23 protein-coding genes are annotated in these 21,889 nt (G+C 60.9%); 10 read left to right on the top strand and 13 right to left on the bottom strand.

Going from position 1 to position 21,889, the window contains the following annotated elements; all coding sequences use genetic code 11:
• The first annotated feature begins 53 nt into the window (after positions 1-53).
• Positions 54-557 (top strand): invasion associated locus B family protein, encoded by a 504-nt coding sequence (locus PDO_RS19340; protein ID WP_007605881.1) that lies wholly within the window; start codon positions 54-56, stop codon positions 555-557.
• Between the two features lie 237 nt (positions 558-794).
• Positions 795-2,039 (top strand): 23S rRNA (adenine(2503)-C(2))-methyltransferase RlmN, encoded by a 1,245-nt coding sequence (gene rlmN / locus PDO_RS19335; RefSeq protein ID WP_007605879.1) that lies wholly within the window; start codon positions 795-797, stop codon positions 2,037-2,039.
• Between the two features lie 56 nt (positions 2,040-2,095).
• Here rlmN and PDO_RS19330 read toward each other — a convergent pair whose 3' ends face one another.
• Positions 2,096-2,737 carry a LysE family translocator gene (locus tag PDO_RS19330; protein ID WP_007605877.1) on the bottom strand — a complete coding sequence of 214 codons (642 nt, stop codon included), beginning with the start codon at positions 2,735-2,737 and terminating at the stop codon, positions 2,096-2,098.
• A gap of 82 nt (positions 2,738-2,819) precedes the next feature.
• Positions 2,820-3,674, bottom strand: a complete 855-nt coding sequence (locus tag PDO_RS19325; protein ID WP_007605876.1) for an SDR family NAD(P)-dependent oxidoreductase — start codon at positions 3,672-3,674, stop codon at positions 2,820-2,822.
• Positions 3,675-3,972: 298 nt separating this feature from the next.
• Between PDO_RS19325 and PDO_RS19320 the strand changes: the two genes are divergently transcribed.
• Entirely contained in the window at positions 3,973-5,196 is a 1,224-nt protein-coding gene (locus PDO_RS19320; protein ID WP_007605875.1) for an argininosuccinate synthase, read from the top strand.
• 55 nt (positions 5,197-5,251) lie between these two features.
• On the opposite strand, the gene PDO_RS19315 is transcribed toward PDO_RS19320, so the two are convergent.
• Positions 5,252-6,445, bottom strand: coding sequence for a multidrug effflux MFS transporter (locus PDO_RS19315; RefSeq protein WP_007605874.1), 1,194 nt, complete (start codon positions 6,443-6,445; stop codon positions 5,252-5,254).
• Positions 6,446-6,605: 160 nt separating this feature from the next.
• Positions 6,606-7,034, bottom strand: coding sequence for a hypothetical protein (locus PDO_RS19310; RefSeq protein ID WP_007605867.1), 429 nt, complete (start codon positions 7,032-7,034; stop codon positions 6,606-6,608).
• Between the two features lie 193 nt (positions 7,035-7,227).
• On the opposite strand from PDO_RS19310, the gene PDO_RS19305 reads away from it, so the two are divergent.
• Positions 7,228-9,291 (top strand): M3 family metallopeptidase, encoded by a 2,064-nt coding sequence (locus tag PDO_RS19305; RefSeq protein ID WP_007605865.1) that lies wholly within the window; start codon positions 7,228-7,230, stop codon positions 9,289-9,291.
• Here PDO_RS19305 and PDO_RS28055 read toward each other — a convergent pair.
• On the bottom strand, positions 9,288-9,479 hold the full coding sequence (locus tag PDO_RS28055) for a hypothetical protein (RefSeq protein WP_141649954.1): 192 nt from the start codon (positions 9,477-9,479) through the stop codon (positions 9,288-9,290). The genes PDO_RS19305 and PDO_RS28055 overlap by 4 nt on opposite strands.
• On the opposite strand from PDO_RS28055, the gene typA reads away from it, so the two are divergent.
• The 3 genes from typA (at position 9,463) to ppa (ending at position 12,717) form a co-directional block, all read left to right on the top strand.
• Positions 9,463-11,280: a translational GTPase TypA gene (gene typA, locus PDO_RS19300; protein WP_007605864.1), complete on the top strand. Its 1,818-nt coding sequence runs from the start codon at positions 9,463-9,465 to the stop codon at positions 11,278-11,280. The two genes, PDO_RS28055 and typA, sit on opposite strands and share 17 nt — an antisense overlap.
• Before the next feature lie 194 nt (positions 11,281-11,474).
• Positions 11,475-11,981 (top strand): GNAT family N-acetyltransferase, encoded by a 507-nt coding sequence (locus PDO_RS19295; protein ID WP_007605863.1) that lies wholly within the window; start codon positions 11,475-11,477, stop codon positions 11,979-11,981.
• Between the two features lie 199 nt (positions 11,982-12,180).
• Positions 12,181-12,717 carry an inorganic diphosphatase gene (gene ppa / locus PDO_RS19290; RefSeq protein WP_007605862.1) on the top strand — a complete coding sequence of 179 codons (537 nt, stop codon included), beginning with the start codon at positions 12,181-12,183 and terminating at the stop codon, positions 12,715-12,717.
• A gap of 4 nt (positions 12,718-12,721) precedes the next feature.
• Here the strand turns inward: ppa and PDO_RS19285 are convergent, their stop codons facing one another.
• Positions 12,722-13,036, bottom strand: coding sequence for a DUF167 domain-containing protein (locus tag PDO_RS19285; RefSeq protein ID WP_007605861.1), 315 nt, complete (start codon positions 13,034-13,036; stop codon positions 12,722-12,724).
• On the bottom strand, positions 13,033-13,323 hold the full coding sequence (locus tag PDO_RS19280; RefSeq protein WP_007605860.1) for a YggT family protein: 291 nt from the start codon (positions 13,321-13,323) through the stop codon (positions 13,033-13,035). The genes PDO_RS19285 and PDO_RS19280 overlap by 4 nt, the downstream gene beginning before the upstream one ends.
• A 129-nt stretch (positions 13,324-13,452) precedes the next feature.
• Between PDO_RS19280 and PDO_RS19275 the strand changes: the two genes are divergently transcribed.
• Positions 13,453-14,700 (top strand): MFS transporter, encoded by a 1,248-nt coding sequence (locus tag PDO_RS19275; RefSeq protein ID WP_037074709.1) that lies wholly within the window; start codon positions 13,453-13,455, stop codon positions 14,698-14,700.
• On the opposite strand, the gene PDO_RS19270 is transcribed toward PDO_RS19275, so the two are convergent.
• The 6 genes from PDO_RS19270 to hemC form a co-directional block, all read right to left on the bottom strand.
• A complete protein-coding gene (locus PDO_RS19270; protein WP_007605857.1) occupies positions 14,685-15,413 on the bottom strand; it encodes a glutamine amidotransferase in 729 nt (242 codons plus the stop codon). The genes PDO_RS19275 and PDO_RS19270 overlap by 16 nt on opposite strands.
• The gene (locus tag PDO_RS19265; protein WP_007605855.1) at positions 15,403-15,882 is read right to left on the bottom strand and encodes a tellurite resistance TerB family protein; all 480 of its coding nucleotides are present in this window, start codon (positions 15,880-15,882) and stop codon (positions 15,403-15,405) included. The genes PDO_RS19270 and PDO_RS19265 overlap by 11 nt, the downstream gene beginning before the upstream one ends.
• 10 nt (positions 15,883-15,892) lie before the next feature.
• Positions 15,893-17,515 carry a heme biosynthesis protein HemY gene (locus PDO_RS19260; protein WP_007605852.1) on the bottom strand — a complete coding sequence of 541 codons (1,623 nt, stop codon included), beginning with the start codon at positions 17,513-17,515 and terminating at the stop codon, positions 15,893-15,895.
• 4 nt (positions 17,516-17,519) lie between these two features.
• The gene (locus PDO_RS19255; protein ID WP_007605850.1) at positions 17,520-18,836 is read right to left on the bottom strand and encodes a COG4223 family protein; all 1,317 of its coding nucleotides are present in this window, start codon (positions 18,834-18,836) and stop codon (positions 17,520-17,522) included.
• Between the two features lie 90 nt (positions 18,837-18,926).
• Positions 18,927-19,643 (bottom strand): uroporphyrinogen-III synthase, encoded by a 717-nt coding sequence (locus tag PDO_RS19250; RefSeq protein WP_007605847.1) that lies wholly within the window; start codon positions 19,641-19,643, stop codon positions 18,927-18,929.
• Positions 19,644-19,647: 4 nt separating this feature from the next.
• Positions 19,648-20,577 (bottom strand): hydroxymethylbilane synthase, encoded by a 930-nt coding sequence (gene hemC, locus PDO_RS19245; RefSeq protein ID WP_007605846.1) that lies wholly within the window; start codon positions 20,575-20,577, stop codon positions 19,648-19,650.
• 73 nt (positions 20,578-20,650) lie between these two features.
• On the opposite strand from hemC, the gene tsaD reads away from it, so the two are divergent.
• Together tsaD and PDO_RS27390 are read left to right on the top strand one after the other, a co-directional pair.
• Positions 20,651-21,745 (top strand): tRNA (adenosine(37)-N6)-threonylcarbamoyltransferase complex transferase subunit TsaD, encoded by a 1,095-nt coding sequence (gene tsaD / locus PDO_RS19240; protein WP_007605845.1) that lies wholly within the window; start codon positions 20,651-20,653, stop codon positions 21,743-21,745.
• The coding region (locus tag PDO_RS27390; protein ID WP_007605844.1) for a 2-dehydropantoate 2-reductase N-terminal domain-containing protein at positions 21,742-21,889 on the top strand (148 nt) is incomplete at its 3' end. The genes tsaD and PDO_RS27390, both read left to right, overlap by 4 nt.

Here is a 21,889-nt window from a genome sequence, read left to right as displayed (position 1 = left end):
AAGAGCGTCCGGTTTTCGACCGGATGATGGATGGAAACAACCGGCAGGAAGACATGTTTGTAAGAAGTAGCGTAGCCGCACTGGCACTTATCCTGGCAAGCAGCGGGCTCGCCGTCGCGCAATCGCCGACGCGTATCGAGCAGTTCAAGGCCTGGGGTGCCTATTCCTATAAATCCAACGGTGGCACGGTCTGCTACGTTTTGTCGGTCCCGACGACCAAGGAACCGGCCAGCGTCAATCATGGCGATATTTTCTTCGTCGTGTCGCAGCGCCCGGGCCAGAACATATCATATGAGCCGCAGGCGATGATGGGTTATGCGATGAAGGGCGATTCGAAAGTCAATGTGACGATCGATGACAAGAACTTCGTCCTGTTCGTCAAGGATACTTCGGCCTGGGTCGAGAATGCGGCCGAAGAACCGGCACTGGTGGCTGCCATGAAGACGGGCAAGTCGATGACGGTGAAAGCCACGTCGGCTCGCGGCACAGGCACCAGCTATAGCTATTCCCTGTCGGGTATTTCGGCGGCGCTGAAGAAGATCGAAGGCTGCAAATAATCCTTTTGGGTTCCGCATGATTGCATGGGGTCGGCACTGCCGACCCCATTGCTCGTTAAGGCTATCGCATCCATCGTGATGCTGCGGGGTGACGTCGGCTGAAAAAGCTGATATTGGCCCGCCTCAAAGTCGAATGCGCGACCATGTTCCGCATTACCAAGTCCCGCATTCATGCATCGCCAAACATTGATCGCCGCTCGCCGGTGGCGGCCCTGATATTGGCAAGAGGTTTGAACCATGTCCGTCACAGGCACCATTTCTGAACGTCCCAGCACCCTTGCGCCGGCCCTGCGTCCAGCCGTCTCGGCCGAAAAGCCGAGCCTGATCGGCATGGACCGGGATACGCTTGGCGCGGCACTGCGCGAAAAAGGCGTTCCGGAAAAGCAGGTCAAGATGCGCGTCGCGCAGATCTGGAACTGGGTCTATGTGCGCGGCGTGTCGGATTTCGACGCGATGGTGAATGTCTCCAAGGACATGCGCGAAATGCTGAAGACGCATTTCACCATTGCGCGGCCGGAAATCGTCGAGGAACAGATCTCCAACGATGGCACACGCAAGTGGCTGTTGCGTTTTCCGCCGCGCGGTGCCGGCCGCCCGGTCGAGATCGAGGCGGTCTACATTCCGGAAGAAGGTCGCGGAACGCTCTGCATTTCCAGCCAGGTCGGCTGTACGCTCACCTGTACCTTCTGTCATACCGGAACGCAGAAGCTGGTACGCAACCTGACGGCAGAGGAAATCCTGTCGCAGCTGCTTTTGGCGCGCGACCGGCTCGGCGACTTCCCCGATCGCGACGTGCCGCAAGGCGGCATGGTGCCGTCGAGCGACCGCAAGGTGACCAACATCGTGATGATGGGCATGGGCGAACCACTTTATAATTTCGAGGAAGTGAAGAAGGCGCTGCTGATCGCCTCCGACGGCGATGGCCTGTCGCTGTCGAAGCGCCGTATCACCTTGTCGACTTCCGGGGTTGTGCCGGAAATCTATCGGACCGGCGACGAGATCGGCGTTATGCTGGCGATTTCCCTGCATGCGGTGCGCGACGACCTGCGCGACCTGCTGGTGCCGATTAACAAGAAGTACCCGCTGAAGGACCTGATCGAAGCCTGTCGCAACTATCCGGGCCTGTCGAATGCCCGCCGCATCACGTTCGAATATGTGATGTTGAAGGACGTCAACGACAGTCTGGAAGATGCCAAGGGGCTGATCAAGCTGTTGAAGGGCGTTCCGGCCAAGATCAACCTGATCCCGTTCAATCCGTGGCCGGGTACGAACTACCAGTGTTCGGACTGGGAACAGATCGAGAAATTTGCCGATTTCATCAATGCCGCCGGTTATGCCTCGCCGATCCGCACACCGCGTGGCCGCGACATTCTCGCCGCCTGCGGCCAGTTGAAGTCGGAATCAGAACGCATGCGCAAGACCGAGCGGCTTGCCTTCGAGGCGATGATGATCGCCAATCACGGCGCCGACGACGAGGATTAAAAAAAAAGCGGGCTTCGGCCCGCTTTTTCGTTTCAGACTATTGCTTTGTCAGCGCGTCACTTTGCCTGGGTCATCAGGATCTTGGCGGCGAAGATCGAGAAGACACCGGCAAAGGTGTAGTCGATGCCGCGCAGGATCTTGCGGTTGGCCTGCAGCCAGCCGGAGAGGAAATCCGCACCGAAGATGATTGCAATGCCGATCGGCAGCGACAGGATGATCGACCAGAGGCCGAGGAAGATCAGCTTGCCGGTGACATGCGGATCGTCGGCGGTGACGAATTGTGGCAGGAAGGTCATGAAGAAGATGATGACCTTGGGGTTGAGCAGATTGACCCACAATCCATTGACGAAAGCACTCAGCCGCGAGGCCTCGCTGTCGCCATCGGCCTTGACGACGAAGTTCGAGCCATGGCGAATGGCCTGGATCGCCAGCCAGAGCAGATAGGCAGCTCCCCCTGTCTTCAGCATCATGAAGGCGGTTGGCGACGCAACGATCAGCGCGGAAATGCCGAAGGCAACCAGGATGGTGTGGACCGAGATGCCGAAGCTGGTCCCGGCCAGGACCATCAGGCCGATCGAGCGGCCGTCGCGCAGGGACCGGCTGATCCAGAGCGTCATGTCCGGCCCGGGCGTCAGGGCCAAAAGCAGGATTGCAAGGCTGAAGGCAAGGAATGTCGGAAGGCTTGGCACGAAATCCATGGGTGACACCGCAAATCAAGAAGCCCGATAAGGCCGGAATGTCTTCCTTATCGGGCTTCGTGCGGCTTGCCAATCGGGTGGATTATTTTGCCAGATGCGCCTTGAAGGCCTCGGCATAGTCCGCATGCCAGCGCGACAGCGGTGGCCTGTTTTCGATGATATCGCCGGCAGCCCAGGCAATGCGCTTTTCGTCTGTTGCCCGATCGACGTCGTTGTCCGGGCAAAGGATGTAGAAATCGCCTCGGCCAATGCTTTCCAGCATGAACTCGACCGTCTGTTCAGACGTCCAGGCAGCGGCCGGCTTTTCTGCCCGGCCATTGGCGGTGAGCCCGGTATAGACAAAGCCCGGGATCAGCAGATGCGCTGTGACATTGCAGTTCGGGGTGTTGCGCAATTCGTGCTGAAGCGCCTCGGTGAAGGCTTTCACACCCGCCTTGGCGACGTTATAGGCCGGATCGCCCGGCGGCGTGGTGATGCCCTGCTTTGAACCGGTATTGATGATGATGGCCGGATCCTTGTGGCTGATCATGTCCGGTCCGAACACCCGTGTGCCGTGCACCACGCCCATCAGGTTGACAGAGAAGACATTATCCCAATTGGCCTGCGGACCAAACAGGCTGCTGCCCGGCTGAATGCCGGCATTGTTCATCAGCAGATGAACGCGGCCGAAGCGCTGAATGACGGCGCGTTCAAGCGCTTCCAGATCGTCGCGCTTGCTGACATCGGTCTCGATCGCAACGATGTCGCTTTCGGGATTTTCCGACAGAGCTGCCACCTGCTGGCATGCTTCGGCCAGCCTGTCGCCGCCGAGGTCGGCCAGCACGACGCACATGCCCTTGGACGCGAAGATCTTGGCGGCGGCCAAGCCGATGCCGGAGGCAGCACCGGTCACGACCGCAACCTTGCCCTTGGCCATCACGGATAGGATGTCTGCCATGTTTTGCTCCTTTGGTCTGTCATTGTGCCGTGACGGCATATGGTATGGTTTTCCTGCAAGTCAAACCGTACCGCTTCATCGCCTAGATAAGGTGACAGGCCCAAATTTGCATCCGTCGGATGCGGACCTGTCGGGCGCGTGCGTGCTCGGGCGATGATTTTGCAGTCTTCAAGAAAGTCGCGGAAGCGACTTCCAGCGGCGCGCTTGCCCTTGCACCGCGCGGGAAACCGGCTAAAAGTGCCGCCAAACCAGGGGCCCAGGTTGGTCGGGCTCGCCTTCATCAACGGACTTTATCATCATGGCACTCCCGAAAGACGTCAAAAAGGTCGTTCTCGCTTATTCCGGCGGCCTCGATACCTCGATCATCCTGAAGTGGCTGCAGACCGAACTCGGCGCTGAAGTCGTGACCTTCACTGCCGACCTTGGCCAGGGCGAAGAGCTCGAGCCGGCGCGCAAGAAGGCCGAGATGATGGGCATCAAGGAAATCTTCATTGAGGACGTGCGCGAAGAGTTCGTCCGCGATTTCGTCTTCCCGATGTTCCGTGCCAATGCCGTCTATGAAGGCGTCTATCTGCTCGGCACGTCGATTGCCCGTCCGCTGATCTCCAAGCACTTGATCGAGATCGCCAGGAAGACCGGTGCCGATGCCATTGCCCATGGCGCGACCGGCAAGGGCAATGACCAGGTTCGTTTCGAACTGTCGGCCTATGCGCTGAACCCGGACATCAAGATCATCGCACCGTGGCGCGACTGGGCTTTCAAGAGCCGCACCGATCTGCTGGCCTTTGCCGAACAGAACCAGATCCCGGTTGCCAAGGACAAGAAGGGCGAGGCGCCGTTCTCCGTTGATGCCAACCTGTTGCATTCCTCTTCCGAGGGCAAGGTTCTGGAAGACCCGTCCGTCGAGGCACCGGAATACGTGCATATGCGCACGATTTCGCCGGAAGCCGCTCCCGACAAGGCGACCGTGATCAAGGTCGGCTTCGAAAAGGGTGATGCCGTTTCGATCAACGGCGTACGCATGAGCCCTGCGACGCTGCTGGCCGAACTGAACAATTACGGTCGCGACAACGGTATCGGCCGTCTCGACCTCGTCGAGAACCGCTTCGTCGGCATGAAGTCGCGCGGCGTCTACGAGACGCCCGGTGGCACGATCCTGCTGTCGGCGCACCGCGCGATCGAATCGATCACGCTCGACCGAGGTGCAGCCCATCTCAAGGACGAGATCATGCCGCGCTACGCCGAACTGATCTATTACGGCTTCTGGTTCTCGCCGGAACGCGAAATGCTGCAGGCCCTGATCGACAAGAGCCAGGAGCATGTCGAAGGCGAAGTGACGCTGAAGCTCTACAAGGGCAATGTCATGGTCATCGGCCGTGAATCGCCCAAGTCGCTCTATTCGGATCAACTGGTCACGTTCGAAGACGACCAGGGGGCTTACGACCAGAAGGATGCGGCCGGCTTCATCAAGCTCAATGCACTGCGCCTGCGCACACTCGCCAAGCGCAATCTCGGCAAATAATTCACAGGTTCATCCCTGTTGTTGTCTTAGCCCGCCGTTTCTGACGGCGGGTTTTTTACGCCTGAAACCGGCTCGCCCGCAGAAAGCCGAGATATGCAAGAAGGGCGCCGACTTCCATGACCGGAATGATCGTGCCGAAAGCGGTCAGCGGATCGGTGAGGAGAGAGGCTGCTACGCCGCCGAGAAAGCCCGAAGCCATCTGGACGAAGCCGATCAGGGCCGCCGCCGAGCCGGCGATCTGGGGATGGGGCTGGAGCCCCGCCGTGGTGATGTAGGGAATGACGAAGGCGATGCCGAAGGAGCAGATTGCCACCGGCGCCATGATCGACAGGAAGCTCGGTTCAATCAGGCGGACGGAAAGTGCAATCAGGATGCCGCCGCCCGCTGCCATGGCCAGGCCGAGCCGCAGCGCACGCGTTTCGCCGAGACGGGGTGCCAGCAGGCGCAGTGCAACGGATCCCGAAAAGAAGAAGCCCGATTGCATCAGCATGCCGACACCGAACTGCGCCGGCGTCAGGCCGACCCGGTCGATCAGAACGAAGGGCAGCATGGTGGACTGCGCATAGAGGGCGCCGACGCAGCCGCCGAGCACGAGCGCGGCGAAGAGGACCCGCGGGTCGGCGATCAGGGTGCGATAGGCGCTGAGGATACGGTCCGGGCGGATCCTGCTGCGATCGGGGATCGCCGTCTCGCTCATTGCGAACGCAACGACGGCCGCACTGAGTATGCCGAAGCCGACCATCAGGTAGAACACGGCCTGCCATCCAGCCACGGACAAGGCGATGCCGCCCAGTGTCGGTCCGGCGGCCGGACCGACAGCAAGCATGATGCCGATCATGTTCAGTATGCGGGCGGCTTCGCTTCCGGTGAACTGATCGCGAACGATGGCGCGCGAGACGGTGACGCCAACCGAGGCGCCGATGCCCTGAACCAGTCGGCCGGCAAGCAGCAGGTCTACCGTCGGCGCCAAGGCGGCGATAAGACTGCCGGCGAGATAGATCAGCAGGAAGGCCAGGGTCGCCTTGCGTCGGCCGAAGGCATCGGAAATCGGCCCGGCGGCAAGCTGTGCCACGGCGAAGCCGGCGAAATAGAGCGAAAGGCTGAGCTTGATCGCCGAACTCGTGGTGTCGAAGGCGGTGACGAGCTGGGGCATGGCCGGCGTGTATATCGCCATGGAGACCGGGCCTATGGCCGTCAAAAGCGCGCCGATCAGCGAGGTTCGCCTCTCGCTCATGCGAGCATGTGTCATGTGAGCGGCTTTCGGCTGCTGGTGGGATTCAGGCGTTTCGGGCCGCAGCGCGACCGACCGGATGCAGCCCGGCGATGCAGACATAGTGCGGGAGGCCGGTGAAGGCGAGATCTTTTCGATGTTTACGCCGCGGCGAGAATGGTCCGGATCGCGAATGCGATCAGCTGGTGCGGTCGAAGAAATCCAGAACCTTGGCATAGGCGTCGGCGTTGTCGAGATTGCCGATCATTTCGGCGAGCGCATGCTGGGTGCGGTAGTGTTCGGCATAGTCGAATTCAGTATTGTCGGTTAGGTTGGACAGATCCGCGACATTGCCGTGGCGGTCGACCGCCTGAAGCGGCAATTCGGTCGACAGTTCTCGATAGGTATCCTCGTCGATTTCAGCCCGATCGAAACTTTCGACGGCGATTTCGCGCAGTCGGCGCGGTGTCATGCTGGCAAAGACAGAAAGTGCTTCCTCGAATGTCTCGCGTTCTCGCGAGACCATGGGCTTCGGCGAGAGCTCGCTCAGACTTACCTCTTGCTGGAGGTTGCTTTCCTTGACCTTCAGAGACGGGCCGCCAATCGGCCGTATTGGAAACACTTCCATGGGACACACCATCCTTTCATAGGATAGATCGATCTATCTCCCAGTTCTAATTTTCGTCAACGTTGATGGAACAAAGTTGTGGGTCATATTGATTTTTGTTCACTGCTTTTTGTGTGCTTGTCATCTGTTCGTCGCGATAGCATACCGGATGAACGTGCTTCGCAGATCGGAAGCGCCACCGAAGGAGATGCTGATGACCGGTTCCCCCGTCTATAATCCTGCCGTTGTCGAATGGACGGGCCCGCATGGCCTGCCGAAGTTCGAGGAGGTTGCGGATGGTGATTTCGCACCAGCCTTCGAGGCGGCCTTGGCCGAGCATGATACCGAAATCGATCTGGTCGCGGACAATGCGGAAGCGCCGAGCTTTGAAAACACCATTGTCGAGCTGGAATTGGCCGGCGATAATCTTTCGCGCGTATCGGCGCTGTTCTGGAACCGGGCGGGTGCGCATACCAATCCCGCCATTCAGGCGCTGGAGCGCGAGATCGCGCCGAAGATGTCACGCCACTATTCGAAGATCGGCATGAATGCCGCGCTGTTTCAGCGGATCGACGCGCTGTGGAACGCACGGGACGAGCTTGGCTTGTCGCTGGAGCAGACCCGCGTATTGGAACGGCACTGGAAGGGTTTCGTCAAATCGGGCGCCAAGCTTCCGAAGGCTGAGCAGGAGCGTCTTGCGGCGATCAATGAACGATTGGCAAGCCTGGGGGCGCAATTCGGCCAGAACGTGCTTGCGGATGAAAGTTCGTGGACGCTGCCGCTGGCGGGCGAGGATGACCTTGCAGGCATTCCGGGTTTCCTGCGCGATGCCATGGCCTCGGCCGCGGCCGCCCATGCGGGTGGGCACGCCTATGTCGTGACACTGTCGCGCTCGATCATTGAACCCTTTTTGACGTTTTCCGAGCGCCGCGATCTGCGCGAGACAGCGTTTAAAGCCTGGACGGCCCGTGGCATCAATGGCGGCGCGACCGACAATCGCCAGATCGTCAAGGAGACGCTGGCGCTGCGGGCCGAAAAGGCTGCGCTTCTGGGATATGACAACTTTGCCTGCCTGAAGCTCGACAATACCATGGCGAAAACGCCCGACGCGGTAAACGGGCTGCTGATGCAGGTGTGGGAGAGGGCCGTGAAGCAGGCCGAGGGCGAGGCGCGTGAACTGGCCGAGCTGATCGCCGAGGAGGGCCGCAACCACGAGGTTGCCCCATGGGACTGGCGTCACTATGCCGAAAAACTGCGCGCCCGCAAATTCAACTTCTCCGAAGCCGAGCTGAAGCCCTATCTGCAGCTTGAGAAGGTCATCGAGGCCTGTTTCGATGTTGCGGGCCGCATCTTCGGCATCAAGGCCGTGCCGATGACGGGTGTCGCCGGCTATCACCCCGACGTGCGGGTCTTCGAGATCCGCGACCGCGCGGATCGGCTCGTTGCGCTGTTCCTCGGCGATTATTTCGCCCGCCCCTCGAAGCGTTCGGGTGCATGGATGAGTTCGTTCCAGTCGCAGCACCGGCTGACGCTGAAGAATGGACATGTCGGCGAAATCCCGATCATCTACAATGTCTGCAATTTCGCCAAGCCGGAGCCGGGCCGGCCTGCGCTTCTGTCGCTCGATGATGCCCGAACGCTGTTTCACGAATTCGGCCATGCTGCCCATGGCATGCTGTCGAACGTGACCTATCCGTCGGTATCGGGCACCAGCGTCTCGCGCGATTTCGTCGAGTTGCCGTCGCAGCTCTACGAACATTGGCTGATCGTGCCGGACATCCTGAAGACCTATGCCGTGCATTTCGAGACCGGCGCGCCGATGCCGCAGGCCCTTCTCGACAAGGTGCTGGCGGCTCGAACCTTCAATGCAGGCTTCAATACCGTCGAGTTCACCTCTTCGGCGCTGGTCGACATGGCGTTTCATACGCAAGGGGCCATCGAAGATCCGATTGCCGTGCAGAACGCGGTCCTGGCAAAAATCGGCATGCCTGCGTCCATCGTGATGCGCCACGCCACGCCGCACTTCCAGCACGTTTTTTCCGGCGACGGCTATTCGGCCGGCTACTATTCCTACATGTGGTCGGAAGTTCTGGACGCGGACGCGTTTTCCGCCTTCGAGGAAACCGGCAATGCGTTCGATCCGGAAACGGCCAGAAAACTCAAGGAAAACATCTACTCCGTAGGCGGCTCGATCGATCCGGAAGATGCCTACAAGGCCTTCCGTGGACGAATGCCGACACCTGAGGCAATGCTGAAGAAAAAGGGGCTGGCGGCTTAGTCAGCCTGCAAGAAAAGGCGATTTTTCTGCGCCGTCGGTAACCATTGAACCGGTGCCGACGGTTTCCCCTCTTTCGCAATTGCAAAAAAAGGGTTATGAGCGGCCCAAAGTAACAGGCGCGCCACCGGCACTTCACCGGCATTTGCACCAAAGCCACCAGAGATCCTTATCATGAAAATGCGCAACATCGCGATTATCGCGCACGTCGACCATGGCAAAACAACACTCGTCGACGAGCTCCTCAAGCAGTCCGGCTCGTTCCGCGACAACCAGCGCACGGTTGAGCGCATGATGGACTCGAACGACCTCGAAAAAGAGCGCGGCATCACCATTCTCGCCAAGGCGACGTCGATCGAGTGGAAGGGTCACCGCATCAACATCGTCGACACCCCCGGCCACGCCGACTTCGGCGGCGAAGTCGAGCGCATCCTGTCGATGGTGGACGGCGCGATCGTTCTGGTCGACTCGTCCGAAGGCCCGATGCCGCAGACCAAGTTCGTCGTTGGCAAGGCGCTGAAGGTTGGCCTGCGCCCGATCGTCGCGATCAACAAGATCGACCGTCCGGACGGCCGCCACGAAGAAGTCATCAACGAAGTCTTCGACCTGTTTGCCAATCTCGACGCCACCGACGAACAGCTCGACTTCCCGATCCTCTACGGTTCGGGTCGCGATGGCTGGATGAACGTCAACCCGGACGGTCCGAAGGACCAGGGCCTGGCGCCGCTGCTCGACCTGGTTCTGGAGCATGTTCCCGAGCCGAATGTCGGCGAAGGTCCGTTCCGCATGATCGGCACGCTGCTGGAAGCCAACCCCTTCCTCGGCCGTATCATCACCGGCCGTATCGCTTCCGGCTCGATCAAGCCGAACCAGTCCGTCAAGGTTCTCAGCCAGGATGGCAAGACCGTTGAAACCGGCCGTATCTCGAAGATCCTCGCGTTCCGCGGCATCGAGCGTCAGCCGATCGAAGAAGCCCATGCCGGCGACATCGTCGCCATCGCAGGTCTGTCCAAGGGCACGGTTGCCGACACGTTCTGTGATCCGTCCGTTACCGAAGCGATGACCGCACAGCCGATCGATCCGCCGACCGTTACCATGTCCTTCCTCGTCAACGACAGCCCGCTGGCCGGTACCGAAGGTGACAAGGTCACTAGCCGTGTTATCCGCGACCGTCTGTTCAAGGAAGCCGAAGGCAATGTTGCGCTGAAGATCGAAGAATCGGACGGCAAGGATTCGTTCTTCGTATCGGGTCGCGGCGAATTGCAGCTGGCCGTTCTGATCGAAACCATGCGTCGCGAAGGTTTCGAACTTGCCGTGTCGCGTCCGCGCGTCGTCATGCACAAGGACGAAGACGGCAACGTGATGGAGCCGATCGAAGAAGTCGTCATCGACGTCGATGAAGAGCATTCCGGCATCGTCGTCCAGAAGATGTCCGAGCGCAAAGCCGAAATGGCCGAGCTTCGCCCGTCCGGCGGCAGCCGCGTTCGCCTGAAGTTCTTCGCGCCGACCCGCGGCCTGATCGGCTACCAGTCGGAACTTCTGACCGACACGCGCGGCACGGCCATCATGAACCGTCTGTTCCATGATTATCAGCCTTACAAGGGCGAAATCGGCGGCCGTACCAATGGCGTGCTGCTGTCGAACCAGTCCGGCGAAGCTGTTGCCTATGCCATGTTCAACCTGGAAGACCGCGGCCCGATGATCATCGAGCCAGGCGAAAAGGTTTATGCCGGCATGATCATCGGCATTCATAGCCGCGACAACGACCTCGAGGTCAACGTGTTGAAGGGCAAGCAGCTCACCAACATCCGTTCGGCCGGCAAGGACGAAGCCGTCCGTCTGACCCCGCCGATCCGCATGACGCTCGACCGCGCCCTGTCGTGGATCCAGGACGACGAGCTGATGGAAGTGACGCCGAAGAACATTCGTCTGCGCAAGACCTATCTCGATGCCAACGACCGCAAGCGTTTCGGCAAGGCGAAGATCGCCTGATTGTCGAATTGCAGTCTTGATTGTTTTGAACCCTGGCAGAAATGCCGGGGTTTTTGTTTGTGCATGGGATCTGTCAGTGCTTGCGAGATGGGTTAAAAAAGCGTTAAATTTCGGTCTGTGGTCCTGATGATGGGACCGGAAATCGACTGACGGATGAGCCGTTGCGTGATTTCCGCGAGGACGAGAGTCACGTTATGAAGACGTTGTCGATTGATATGCGCCTTGCTGGTCCCCGCGATGGGGCGGCGATTGCCGAAGCCCATCGCAGCGCCTGGCAGCATGCCTATTCCGGCATCATTCCCCATCGTGCTCTGACCCGGATGATCGAGCGGCGGGGTGAAGCCTGGTGGCGCAAGGCGACGCGCGGGCCGGCCACGATCCTGGTCGTGGAAGTGGCGGGTGTTGTCGCCGGTTATGCCTCTCTCGGCCTCAACCGTGCCCGTTCGCTACCCCATGAAGGCGAGATCTACGAGATCTATCTGCGTCCGGAATATCAGGGCATTGGCCTTGGCTATGCGCTGTTCAACGAGGCGCGTCGGCTGCTGAAATCGCTCGGCTGCGACGGCATGGTCGTCTGGTGCCTTGAAGACAGCGAGATCGCTGCCGGCTTCTTCCGCTCGAATGGCGGTGTCGACACGGTCGAAGGCATGGAAGATTTCGACGACGTGCATCTGAAGAAGCTCGGCTTCGTCTGGAACTGAGTTGCAACGTGCGAGCAGCGGCCAGAAGGCCGCGTCAACCGGAATATATCGGGGCGTTCTACTGCCCTGGCACCTGACATGTTGTCGGTTTGACCTCTGCCTCCCTTTACCATTCTGAAGCTTCGCCCAAAGCCGTGTTGCAATGCGCCATTTTTCGCTTTAGGAAACGCGGGATTTCAACACTCCCACGGGGTCCAAAATGCGCATCGATGCAATTGCCATTGGCAAGAATCCGCCGGAAGACATCAACGTTATCGTTGAGGTTCCGGTTGGCGGTCAACCGATCAAGTATGAAATGGACAAGGAAGCCGGCACGCTTGTGGTCGACCGCTTCCTCTACACCCCGATGACCTATCCGGGTAACTACGGTTTCGTGCCGCACACGCTCTGCCTCGACGGCGATCCGCTGGATGTGCTGATCTGCAATACGCGCCCACTGGTGCCGGGTTGCGTCATCAACGTCCGCCCGATCGGCGTCATGCTGATGGAAGACGATGGCGGCATGGATGAGAAGATCCTTGCTGTTCCGGTACCGAAGCTGACCCGCCGTTATGACAAGATCACCAACTATACCGACCTGCCGGAAATCACGCTGAAGCAGATCCAGCACTTTTTCGAGCACTACAAGGATCTCGAGCCGGGCAAGTGGGTCAAGATCGGCGGCTGGCGCGACGTGGATGTCGCCAAGCAGCTGATCCTCGAATCGATCCAGCGCGCAACGGAAGAAAAGAAGTAAGGCGTCAGCGCGCCAGAACAGCCTCAAGCTTTCCTGCCAAATCCTCCGGGTCGCCATCGATCCGGAGGATTTTTTGTCTGGATGTATCGCCGGATATAACCGCGATCGATGACTTGGGGCAGCGCAGCGTCTTTGAGACCAGCGCGATCAGGGCCTTGTTGGCCTTTCTTTTTTCCGGAACGGCCGTGACCCTGGCTTTCAGATAGACCTGCCCGTCAGCCGAGATGTCGGCGCCCTCCACCATGTCGCGCCGGCCATTCGGCGTCAGCCGTATGGCGAGCAGCAGATGGTCGGCGCTGACCCGGTAGGGCTTGTTCACGCCACCAGCGGGTAGATCGTGTTCCACAGCAGCGAGCGGGCGAAGAAGATCAACACCAGCACAACGATCGGCGAGATGTCGATGCCGCCAAGATCGGGCATGAAACGGCGGATCGGCCGGAGCACCGGCTCGGTGACATTGTAGAAGAACGAGCCGAGCGAAGCGACGAAGCGGTTGCTCGAATTGATGACGTTGAAGGCATAGAGCCACGAGAAGATCGCGCTGCCGATCAGAATCCAGGTGAAGATGCTGAGTACGAGATCGATGGTTTGAAATAGCGCAAGCATTCAAGTCTCCATTTCTTGGTTGACAGAGATGTAGACATTGGCGACTTAACGGACAAGTGGATCGGGCGCCCGCATTCGAAATCATGTTTAACGGGCTCGTTTGTCCCGCTGTTTCTGAAAGTTTTCGACATGACCCCTTCTTCCGCCGGTGACCGCTTTGCTGCGTTCCGGCACAAGTCTTATACGCGCTTCTTCTTTGCCCGTTTTCTGGGTGCCTTTGCCACCCAGATTCTCAGCGTCTCGGTTGGCTGGCAGATGTATGACCAGACCGGCAGCGCCTTCTATCTCGGCTTGATCGGCCTGGTGCAGTTTCTTCCCGCGCTGCTGCTGATCCTCGTCACCGGCTCAGTCGCCGATCGCTACAATCGTCGAGCTATCGTTGCAGCCTGCATGGTGTTGAGTTCGCTTTGCGCGGCGGCGATGCTGGGACTGACGCTGGCGGATGCCTTCGAGCCGACGATCGTCTTTGCCATTCTCGTCCTATTCGGGATTGAGCGGGCGTTTGCCGCGCCGGCTGTCCAGTCCCTGGCACCCAATCTGGTGCCGATCGCGGATCTTGCCAATGCTGTCGCCTGGAATTCGTCGTCCTGGCAGACGGCATCGATCATCGGTCCTGTTGCCGGCGGCCTGCTTTATGGCGCAAGCCCTGTTCTTGCCTATTCGACGTCGCTGGCGTTTTTCCTCGGGGCCGCCGTTCTGGTCATCCTGGTGGAGCGGCCCGCCCAGCGCATGTCGAACAAGGCCGTCACCAAGGATACGCTGCTGGCCGGCTTTCGGTTCATCTTCGGCGAGAAGATCGTACTCGGAGCGATCTCGCTTGATCTGTTTGCGGTTCTGCTTGGCGGTGCTGTTGCACTCATGCCGGTGTTCGCACGGGACATCCTGACGCTGGGGCCATGGGGCCTCGGTCTGCTGCGCGCTGCGCCGGGCATCGGCGCCATCCTTGTTGCCATTGCGCTTGCGAGTTACCCGGTCCGCCACAATGCCGGTGTGTTCATGTTCGTCGGCGTGGCCTTGTTCGGTGCCGGAACGATCATGTTCGGCCTGTCGCAAACCGCCTGGGTGTCCATCCTCGCTCTGATGCTGATGGGGGCGGCCGATATGGCGTCGGTCTATGTGCGCGAAACGCTGATTGCGCTCTGGACGCCGGATGAGGTGCGTGGCCGCGTCAACGCGGTCAACATGGTGTTTGTCGGGGCGTCGAACGAGCTTGGCGAGTTTCGCGCCGGCACGATGGCGCATTTCATCGGTCCGGTCGCAGCCGTGGTCGTCGGCGGTGTCGGCACCCTGGCCGTTGCAGGGCTCTGGGCTTTCGGCTTTCCACAATTGCGCAAGATCGACAGCCTTGAAGCGCCGGAGCCTCAGACGGTCAAGTGAGCCTTCTCGAAGATCAGATCGAGAAAATTCGATAGCCAGGCGCGAAGCGGCGCATCAAAGATCATCCGTCCGTCCAGATGGTCGCGCCCCTGTTGGGCGTTCGGCAGGACAAAGCGATGGGCGCCATGCACGACCCAGCGGTGCATCATCGCCCGGGTCAGTTCGGCGTGGAACTGGACGCCCCAGGCGTTCTGGCCGTAGCGGAAGGCCTGGTTCGGATAGATGTCGCCTTCCGCCAGGAGTTTGGCGCCATGCGGCAGGCTGAAGCCTTCGCGGTGGAAGTGGTAGACCATCTGCGGCCAGTGCATCAGCAGGCGGCCATGCTCCGTCGGCCGGATCGGATACCAGCCGATCTCGGTGCGTTGCTCCCGGTCGGCCTCCACCTTGCCGCCGAGTTGGCGCGCCAGCATCTGGGCGCCGAGGCATATGCCGAGATAAGGCTTGTTTTCCTTGAGCGGTATATCGAGCCAGTCGATCTCGCGCTTGACGAAGTCGTCCGGATCGTTGGCACTCATCGGACCGCCGAAGACGACGGCACCGGCGTGGCTGGCCAAGGTGCCGGGCAGTTTTTCCCCGAGCACCGGCCGACGGATGTCTAGAGGATAGCCCTTTTCTTCCAGCATCTGTCCGACACGACCGGCACTGGAGCGTTCCTGATGCAGGACGATCAGAACAGGTTGTTTGTGGGTTGCGCGCGCCGGGTCATGGAGCATCGTCGCTTGCTCCCATTCCGGCGCGGGCTTCGGCCTCCTGGCGCTGGATCACGCGGCCGCGAGATGAGACGCCCAGAAGATCGGCGACCCGCCATATGGCGTGATCCTCCATCTCGCTGCGGTTGCCGTCGGCATAGACGATGTCCCAGAGGATGCCGATCAATTGTTCGCGTGCCGGCTCGTCGAGGTGACGCTTGAGATCGGTAGTGAAGCGGTAGTAATCGACGGCTTCGCTCTCTGCCTCCTGGCCGGCAGCAATCAGGGCTTCAAGCTTGGTCTCGTCGAGATCATATTGCTCCTGCAGGATCGAACGCAACTTCGTCCGCTCTGCATCGCGGACCACGCCATCGGCTTCCATGACCTGAAAGCACAGTGCCGCCACAGCGATGCGCGGGTCATCAGGTGCAAAGACCGCCGGTGGGCGGTCTTGCGTGATCGATTGGAAAAAGGATTGCAGACGTTCGAGCATAGATATCCTATCAGAACAGTTTGAGCCGGGTCTTTGCCTCGGGGGCGGCGCGGCCGGGATCCTTGACGCCCGGGTCATCGGGTGGGCGACCGAAGAACGGTTCGACGATGTCGTCCGCCTTGATGGATCGTTCGCCATTCGCAACGGGAAGCGGCGCCGCTGCCTGCTTATTTGCCGCAGCTTCCGGCTTTTCCTCGATCACCACCGGTGCTTCTTCATCGATGATCCGGGCGGACGGTCTCGGAACCTGCTCCGGTTCCTTCGGCACGATCGGTGGCAGGGTTCCCAGGGCTTTCTCGGCACCCGACAGATTGCCTTCCTCGATCGGACCCTCAATCTGGTCGAAGGGAACCTTCCATTCGAAAGCGTCCAGGCGGCCGGTCACCGGGGAGACGGGCATCCAGCGTTCAGAGACATGGCCATCGGCGACCCAGGCAGGATCGCGCGCTGCCTTGACCGCCTGACCCATCCAGTGACGGATGCGACCCTGGTCGCCCGTTTCGGCCTCTTCGATATCGGCGAGGAGAAGATAGACGCGCTCGCGCGATTCGATCCGGGCGGCCGCTTCTGCCTTGGCACGCGCCTTGTCGAATTCCTGCGCCTCGAGTGCGGCTTCGGCAACGGCCAGCAGGGATTCGATGTTGTTCGGCTTCAAGGCTTCGAGCTTCTCGGCCTTCTTCAAACGGTCCACGGCACTGTCACCGCTTCGCGAGCGAACGTATGCCTGAGCAATTTCTGGGTGTGGTGAAAGCTTCCACACCTGTTCGAGCGTATGGGCGGCCTTGCGGAGATTGTCCTCGCGTTGATAGGCCTTGGCGGCGACGATGGCAGCCGGCACAAGATCCTTGGCAAGCTTCAGCGCCTTGAGGGCATGATCGCGGGCGGCCAACGGTTCGCCTTCAAGCTGGTCCTGCGCCTTTGCGGTCAGCAGGACAGCCTTGAGACGATCGGCCTCGTGCCGGTCGAGCACATGGGCAACCCGCTGCTGGTCGAGCAAGCGGATTGCGTCGTCCCAGTGACCGGCGCGGCAGCGATATTCGAGTGTCGCCTTGGCAGCCCAAGGCAAGTAGGGGGCGTTCTCGGCTGCGGTTTCGGCATATTGGCGGGCCGCTTCATGGGCGCCCAGACGGCTTGCCTCGACATAGAGACCGCGCAGGCCGAGTTCCCTGGTTTCGGCATCCTCCGACATCTGCTGGAACAGTCGCCGTGCTTCGTCGTGGCGGCCTTCGATGAGCGACGCCTGGGCGTCGAGCACGAGGATCAGCGGTTCCTGGTCGGCGCGCAGCAGGCCGCGGGCACGGGCGCTCATCTTGCGGGCGAGAATGGCATTGCCGGCACCGGCTGCAATCAACCCGGTCGAAAGGGCCTGATAGCCACGGTCACGGGTGCGGGCCCGGAAGTAGCGGCGGACGGAATGCGGTGATGTCCACAGCGTGCGAAACAGCCACCAGAAGGCCATCACGATTGCCACGATGCCGATGATGATCGTGGCGGCCACCATCAGGCTCATTTCGATCAACTGGCCTTCCCAGATGATCGAAAGCGCTCCGGGTCGATCCGCCAGCCAGGAGAAGCCGAAGCCAAGAACCAGAATGGTGATGAAAAAGAACAGGATCTTCAAAACAGTCGTCATTTCCTCAGCCCCCAGTTCCGCCGGTTGTTCCGGCCGATGAACCGCCAACGGTGCTGGCAAGGGCTTCACCGATCGTGGCTTCGACCTCAACCCGTTTGTTCAACGTCGTGGCAAAGTCCGACGAGGCCGCTTTGCCGGCTTCCGGCAGCGTTTGCCATTCCAGGGAGGCGCCCTTCAGGTCGCCGTTCTGAAGCTTGTTCTCGATGCGGGCAACGATGGCTTCCGGTGTTTCTCCCTCGATATTGCCGACGGGGCGTACCTTGATCACCGACAGCGCGCCCGACAGCAGGCGGTCGGCAATGCCCTGGTCCGGATCGGGCTGATGGATGGCGCCAAGGATCGCATCGGCTGTTTTGCCAAAACCATTGGCAAGATCGGCGCGCGATGGAATGCCGGTCGCTGCCATGGATGAAAGCGAGTGTACGGCGGGATCTTCCGGTGCGACGCTTCTCAGTGCGTCCAGTTCGGACATGAAGGGACCGCCGCGATCAATGGCAGTCTTCAAACCGGCCAGCGCGATGGCACGGGCCATTTCCACGTCGTTGCGCGGTTCGTCGATCTTCTTTTCCGCCTCGGCCAGACGCGCCTCGCTTTGGTTCAGTGCCTCGGCATTGCTGGCGACGTCGCTGCGCAAAGCGGCGATGGCATCCTTGGAAAGGGTGATCTGGGCATTGAGTTCGTTCAGCGCTGCCGCATCGATTCGCGGCGCAGCAGAACTCGCGGCCTGAACGGAGGCTTCCAGCGCCGCAACGCGGTCGGCCAGTTCCTGGTTGACCAGTCCGCTGTCGGCTGCCGGGGCGGACTGTGCCGCTGCAAGGCGCGCCACTTCGGCCTTCAGGGCCTGGAGTTCGGCGTTGTCGGCCGGCGCTGCAGCACTTGGTTGTTCCGGGCCAATTCCCGGGACGATGCCGGCATATTGCATGCTGCCGGCGAGTGCGAGGGCAACAAGACCGCCAAAGATGCCGGAGGCAATCAGCGTCGATGTCGCCGGTGACTGGCGGAGCTGCTCACGGGATGAGGCGGCTGGTTGTGCAACCGTCTCCTCATAGGACGGATATGGCGTCGGTTCTGGCTCTGGCTCTGGTAGTGGCTCTGCTTCCGGCTCGGGGATCGGTGCCTCGGCGTGCAGGCCGATCGGTTCAGCATCATCGACAGGCGTTACGGGGACATCAACAGAGGCCGGCTCGCCCTCTGATGCAATATCAGAGGCGACGACTGTGTCTGCATCGGTGGTTGGCGTGCCGGTTTCCTCTGCGGACAGGTCAATCGTGACCGGATCGTCCGAGGACTTCGATCGGCGGGGTGGCTTTCCGGAAACCATGGCAACCTCTTCATTTCCCAGCATCGACCTAAACGTAGTCAGTCAGTCCGTCGAAGGAAAGGGAGAAGATCGATTTTGAGCCTGCGACCTTCAGATGAGATCGAGAAGCAGGTCCTCATTGGGTTCGGATGGCCAGGCGGCGCTTGCGCGAAGTTCGGGCGGCAAGGTTTCGGCAATCTTGTTGCTCAGGCAAAGGATGCGCAGGTTCTTGATGTGCCCCTTGTCATCGTTCATCGGCGGCAGCGATACGAAATGCCTTGCGGTTTCAGCCGAATATAGAAGAGCCACGTCAGGCCAGGGATCGAAGGCTGCTTGCAGTCTTGTCAGGTCATGGTTGACCGGCAGCATGCGATAACATTCCGCAACGGCGAGTTTCAGGCCGGCCTCCGTCAATCGGGTTTCCAATCCGGGCGTTCTCGGAGTCCCTGCCAGATACAGGAGACTGTTGTCTCTGCCGTTATCCCATTCGGCAAGGATGCGATCGGCCAGCGCTTCGCCGTCCCCGCCACCGACAAGGACATTGGTGAAGCCAAGGTTTTTCGCCGCCTCGGCTGTCCTTATGCCGACGGCAAATACGGGCAGCGCCAGGAGGGGCGACAGGTCCTGCCCGAGACTGGCCAGGACTCGAACGGCTTCGCCGCTTGTCACTGCCAGAGCACGCGGTGCCTCGGCCAAAGCTTGGCGAAGTGTGCCGAGTTGACGCTGCGCCTGCATCAGCGACAGGAGCACTGGCTGGTGGCCACGACGCCGAAGCTGGGCAGCGGTTTTCTCCGCCGACGGTTCAGGTCGCGTTACCAGAACGCGCATGGGTTCAGCTCCAGCTGGTGAAGAAGCCGCTGCCGGCCTTGGCGCGGATCGCTTCGCCGGCTTCCCTGCCAAGCTTTGCGGCGTCGGAAACATGACCTTCGGCCGCGATGTCAAAAGACTGGCAGCCGTCCGGGGTCAGGATGGTTCCGGTAAAACGAAGGTGGTCGCCCTCAATGGTGGCTAATCCGGCGATCGGCGTGCGACAGGAGCCATCGAGTGCACCGAGAAATGCACGCTCGCAGGTGACGGCGTCGAATGTCGGACGATCGTTGATGGCGGACAGAAGCGCATTGACGCCGTTGTCGCCGATCCGGCTCTCGATGCAGATCGCGCCCTGGGCCGGTGCCGGCGGAAATTCGGACGGGTCGAGCAGTTGCGTCGACACATCCTGCTTGCCGAGGCGTTTCAGGCCGGCGAAGGCGAGCAGGGTCGCATCGACGTCACCGTCCGCCAACTTGCGCAGGCGGGTCTCGACGAGACCGCGAAATGTGATGACCTTCACATCGGGGCGCAGGCGTCGGATCAGGGCCTGGCGGCGCAGCGACGATGAGCCGACGGTTGCGCCATGCGGGAGTTCCTGGAGGGTGGGGGCCGTGCGGCCGATGACCGCATCGCGGACATCCTCGCGTGGCAGAAAGGCGGAAAGATACAGGCCCTCCGGCAACTTCGTCGGCATGTCCTTGGAGGAATGCACGGCAAGATCCAGTTCGCCCGAGCTCAACTGTTGCTCCAGTTCCTCGGTGAAAAGCCCCTTGCCGCCGATCTCCGAGAGCGAACGATCGGTGATCCGGTCCCCCTTTGTCGAAAGCACGACGATTTCGAACATCTCTGCCGGCAGATTGTGGGCCAGCATCAGGCGATCGCGTGTCTCGTGCGCCTGGGCAAGCGCCAGCGGACTTCCGCGTGTGCCGATGCGAAAAGGTTTTGTTTGCATCCGATCAGATCCGTTGTTACCGACAGTCCTCGTAGACCGGTTTCCCGGTGACCGCAATCAATGAACAGGGTCCATGACGTCGCAACTCCGTATTCTCGGCCTCGAAACCAGCTGTGACGAAACGGCTGCCGCGGTGGTCACACGCCTTCCCGATGGCACCGCCATCACGGAAGCGGACGTGGTTCTGAGCCAATTGGACGAACACAGCGCCTATGGTGGCGTCGTGCCGGAAATCGCGGCGCGGGCGCATGTCGAGGCGCTCGATACGCTGATCGAAGAGGCGCTGACCCGCGCCGGCATCACGCTTGCCGACATCGATGCGATCGCCGCGACCTCCGGTCCGGGCCTGATCGGCGGGCTGCTGGTCGGGCTGATGACCGGCAAGGCGATGGCACGTGCCTCCGGCAAGCCGCTCTATGCCATCAACCATCTGGAGGGCCATGCGCTGACGGCGCGACTGACCGATGGCGTGGCTTTTCCCTATCTGATGCTGCTGGTTTCCGGCGGTCACACGCAGCTGGTGCTGGTCAAGGGCGTCGGCGACTACGAGCGCTGGGGCACGACGATCGACGATGCCCTGGGCGAGGCCTTCGACAAGACCGCCAAACTGCTTGGCCTGCCGTATCCGGGTGGACCAGCTGTCGAGCGGGCGGCGGCTACCGGCAATGCCAAGCGTTTTGCCTTTCCCCGGCCGCTGGTCGGTGAAGCCCGGCTCGACTTTTCGTTTTCGGGTCTGAAGACGGCCGTGCGGCAGGCGGCCGAAGGCATTGCGCCGGTCACCGACGAGGACATTGCCGATATCTGCGCTTCATTCCAGCGGGCGATCTCGCGCACGCTGATGGACCGCATCGGTCGCGGGCTGCAGCGCTTCCACGAGACATATCCCGACGCTGTCGAGCCGGCGCTGATCGTGGCCGGTGGGGTCGCGGCCAACCAGGAAGTGCGCCGCACCCTGGACGAACTGTGCGCCCAGCACCGATTTCGCTTCGTCGCCCCGCCGCATCATCTTTGCACCGACAATGCCGTGATGATCGCCTGGGCTGGCCTTGAACGCATGGCGCTCGGGATGGCTCCCGACGATCTGAATGTCGCGCCGCGCTCGCGCTGGCCGCTCGATGCCGGCGCCCAGGCGCTGCTTCCCTATGGCAAACGCGGGGCCAAGGCATGAGCGGACAGGAACGGATTGCGGTTATCGGTGCCGGTGCTTTCGGCACGGCGCTCGCAGCGGTGATGGCGCAAGAGGGCCGGGCGGATGTCGTGCTTGTCGGCCGCGACGCCTCGCTGATGGCGGATCTGGCGGCGTCCGGGGTCC

This window comes from Rhizobium sp. PDO1-076, assembly GCF_000247475.1.
Taxonomy (GTDB): Bacteria; Pseudomonadota; Alphaproteobacteria; order Rhizobiales; family Rhizobiaceae; genus Allorhizobium.
This window is presented reverse-complemented; position numbering and strand designations above follow the sequence as displayed.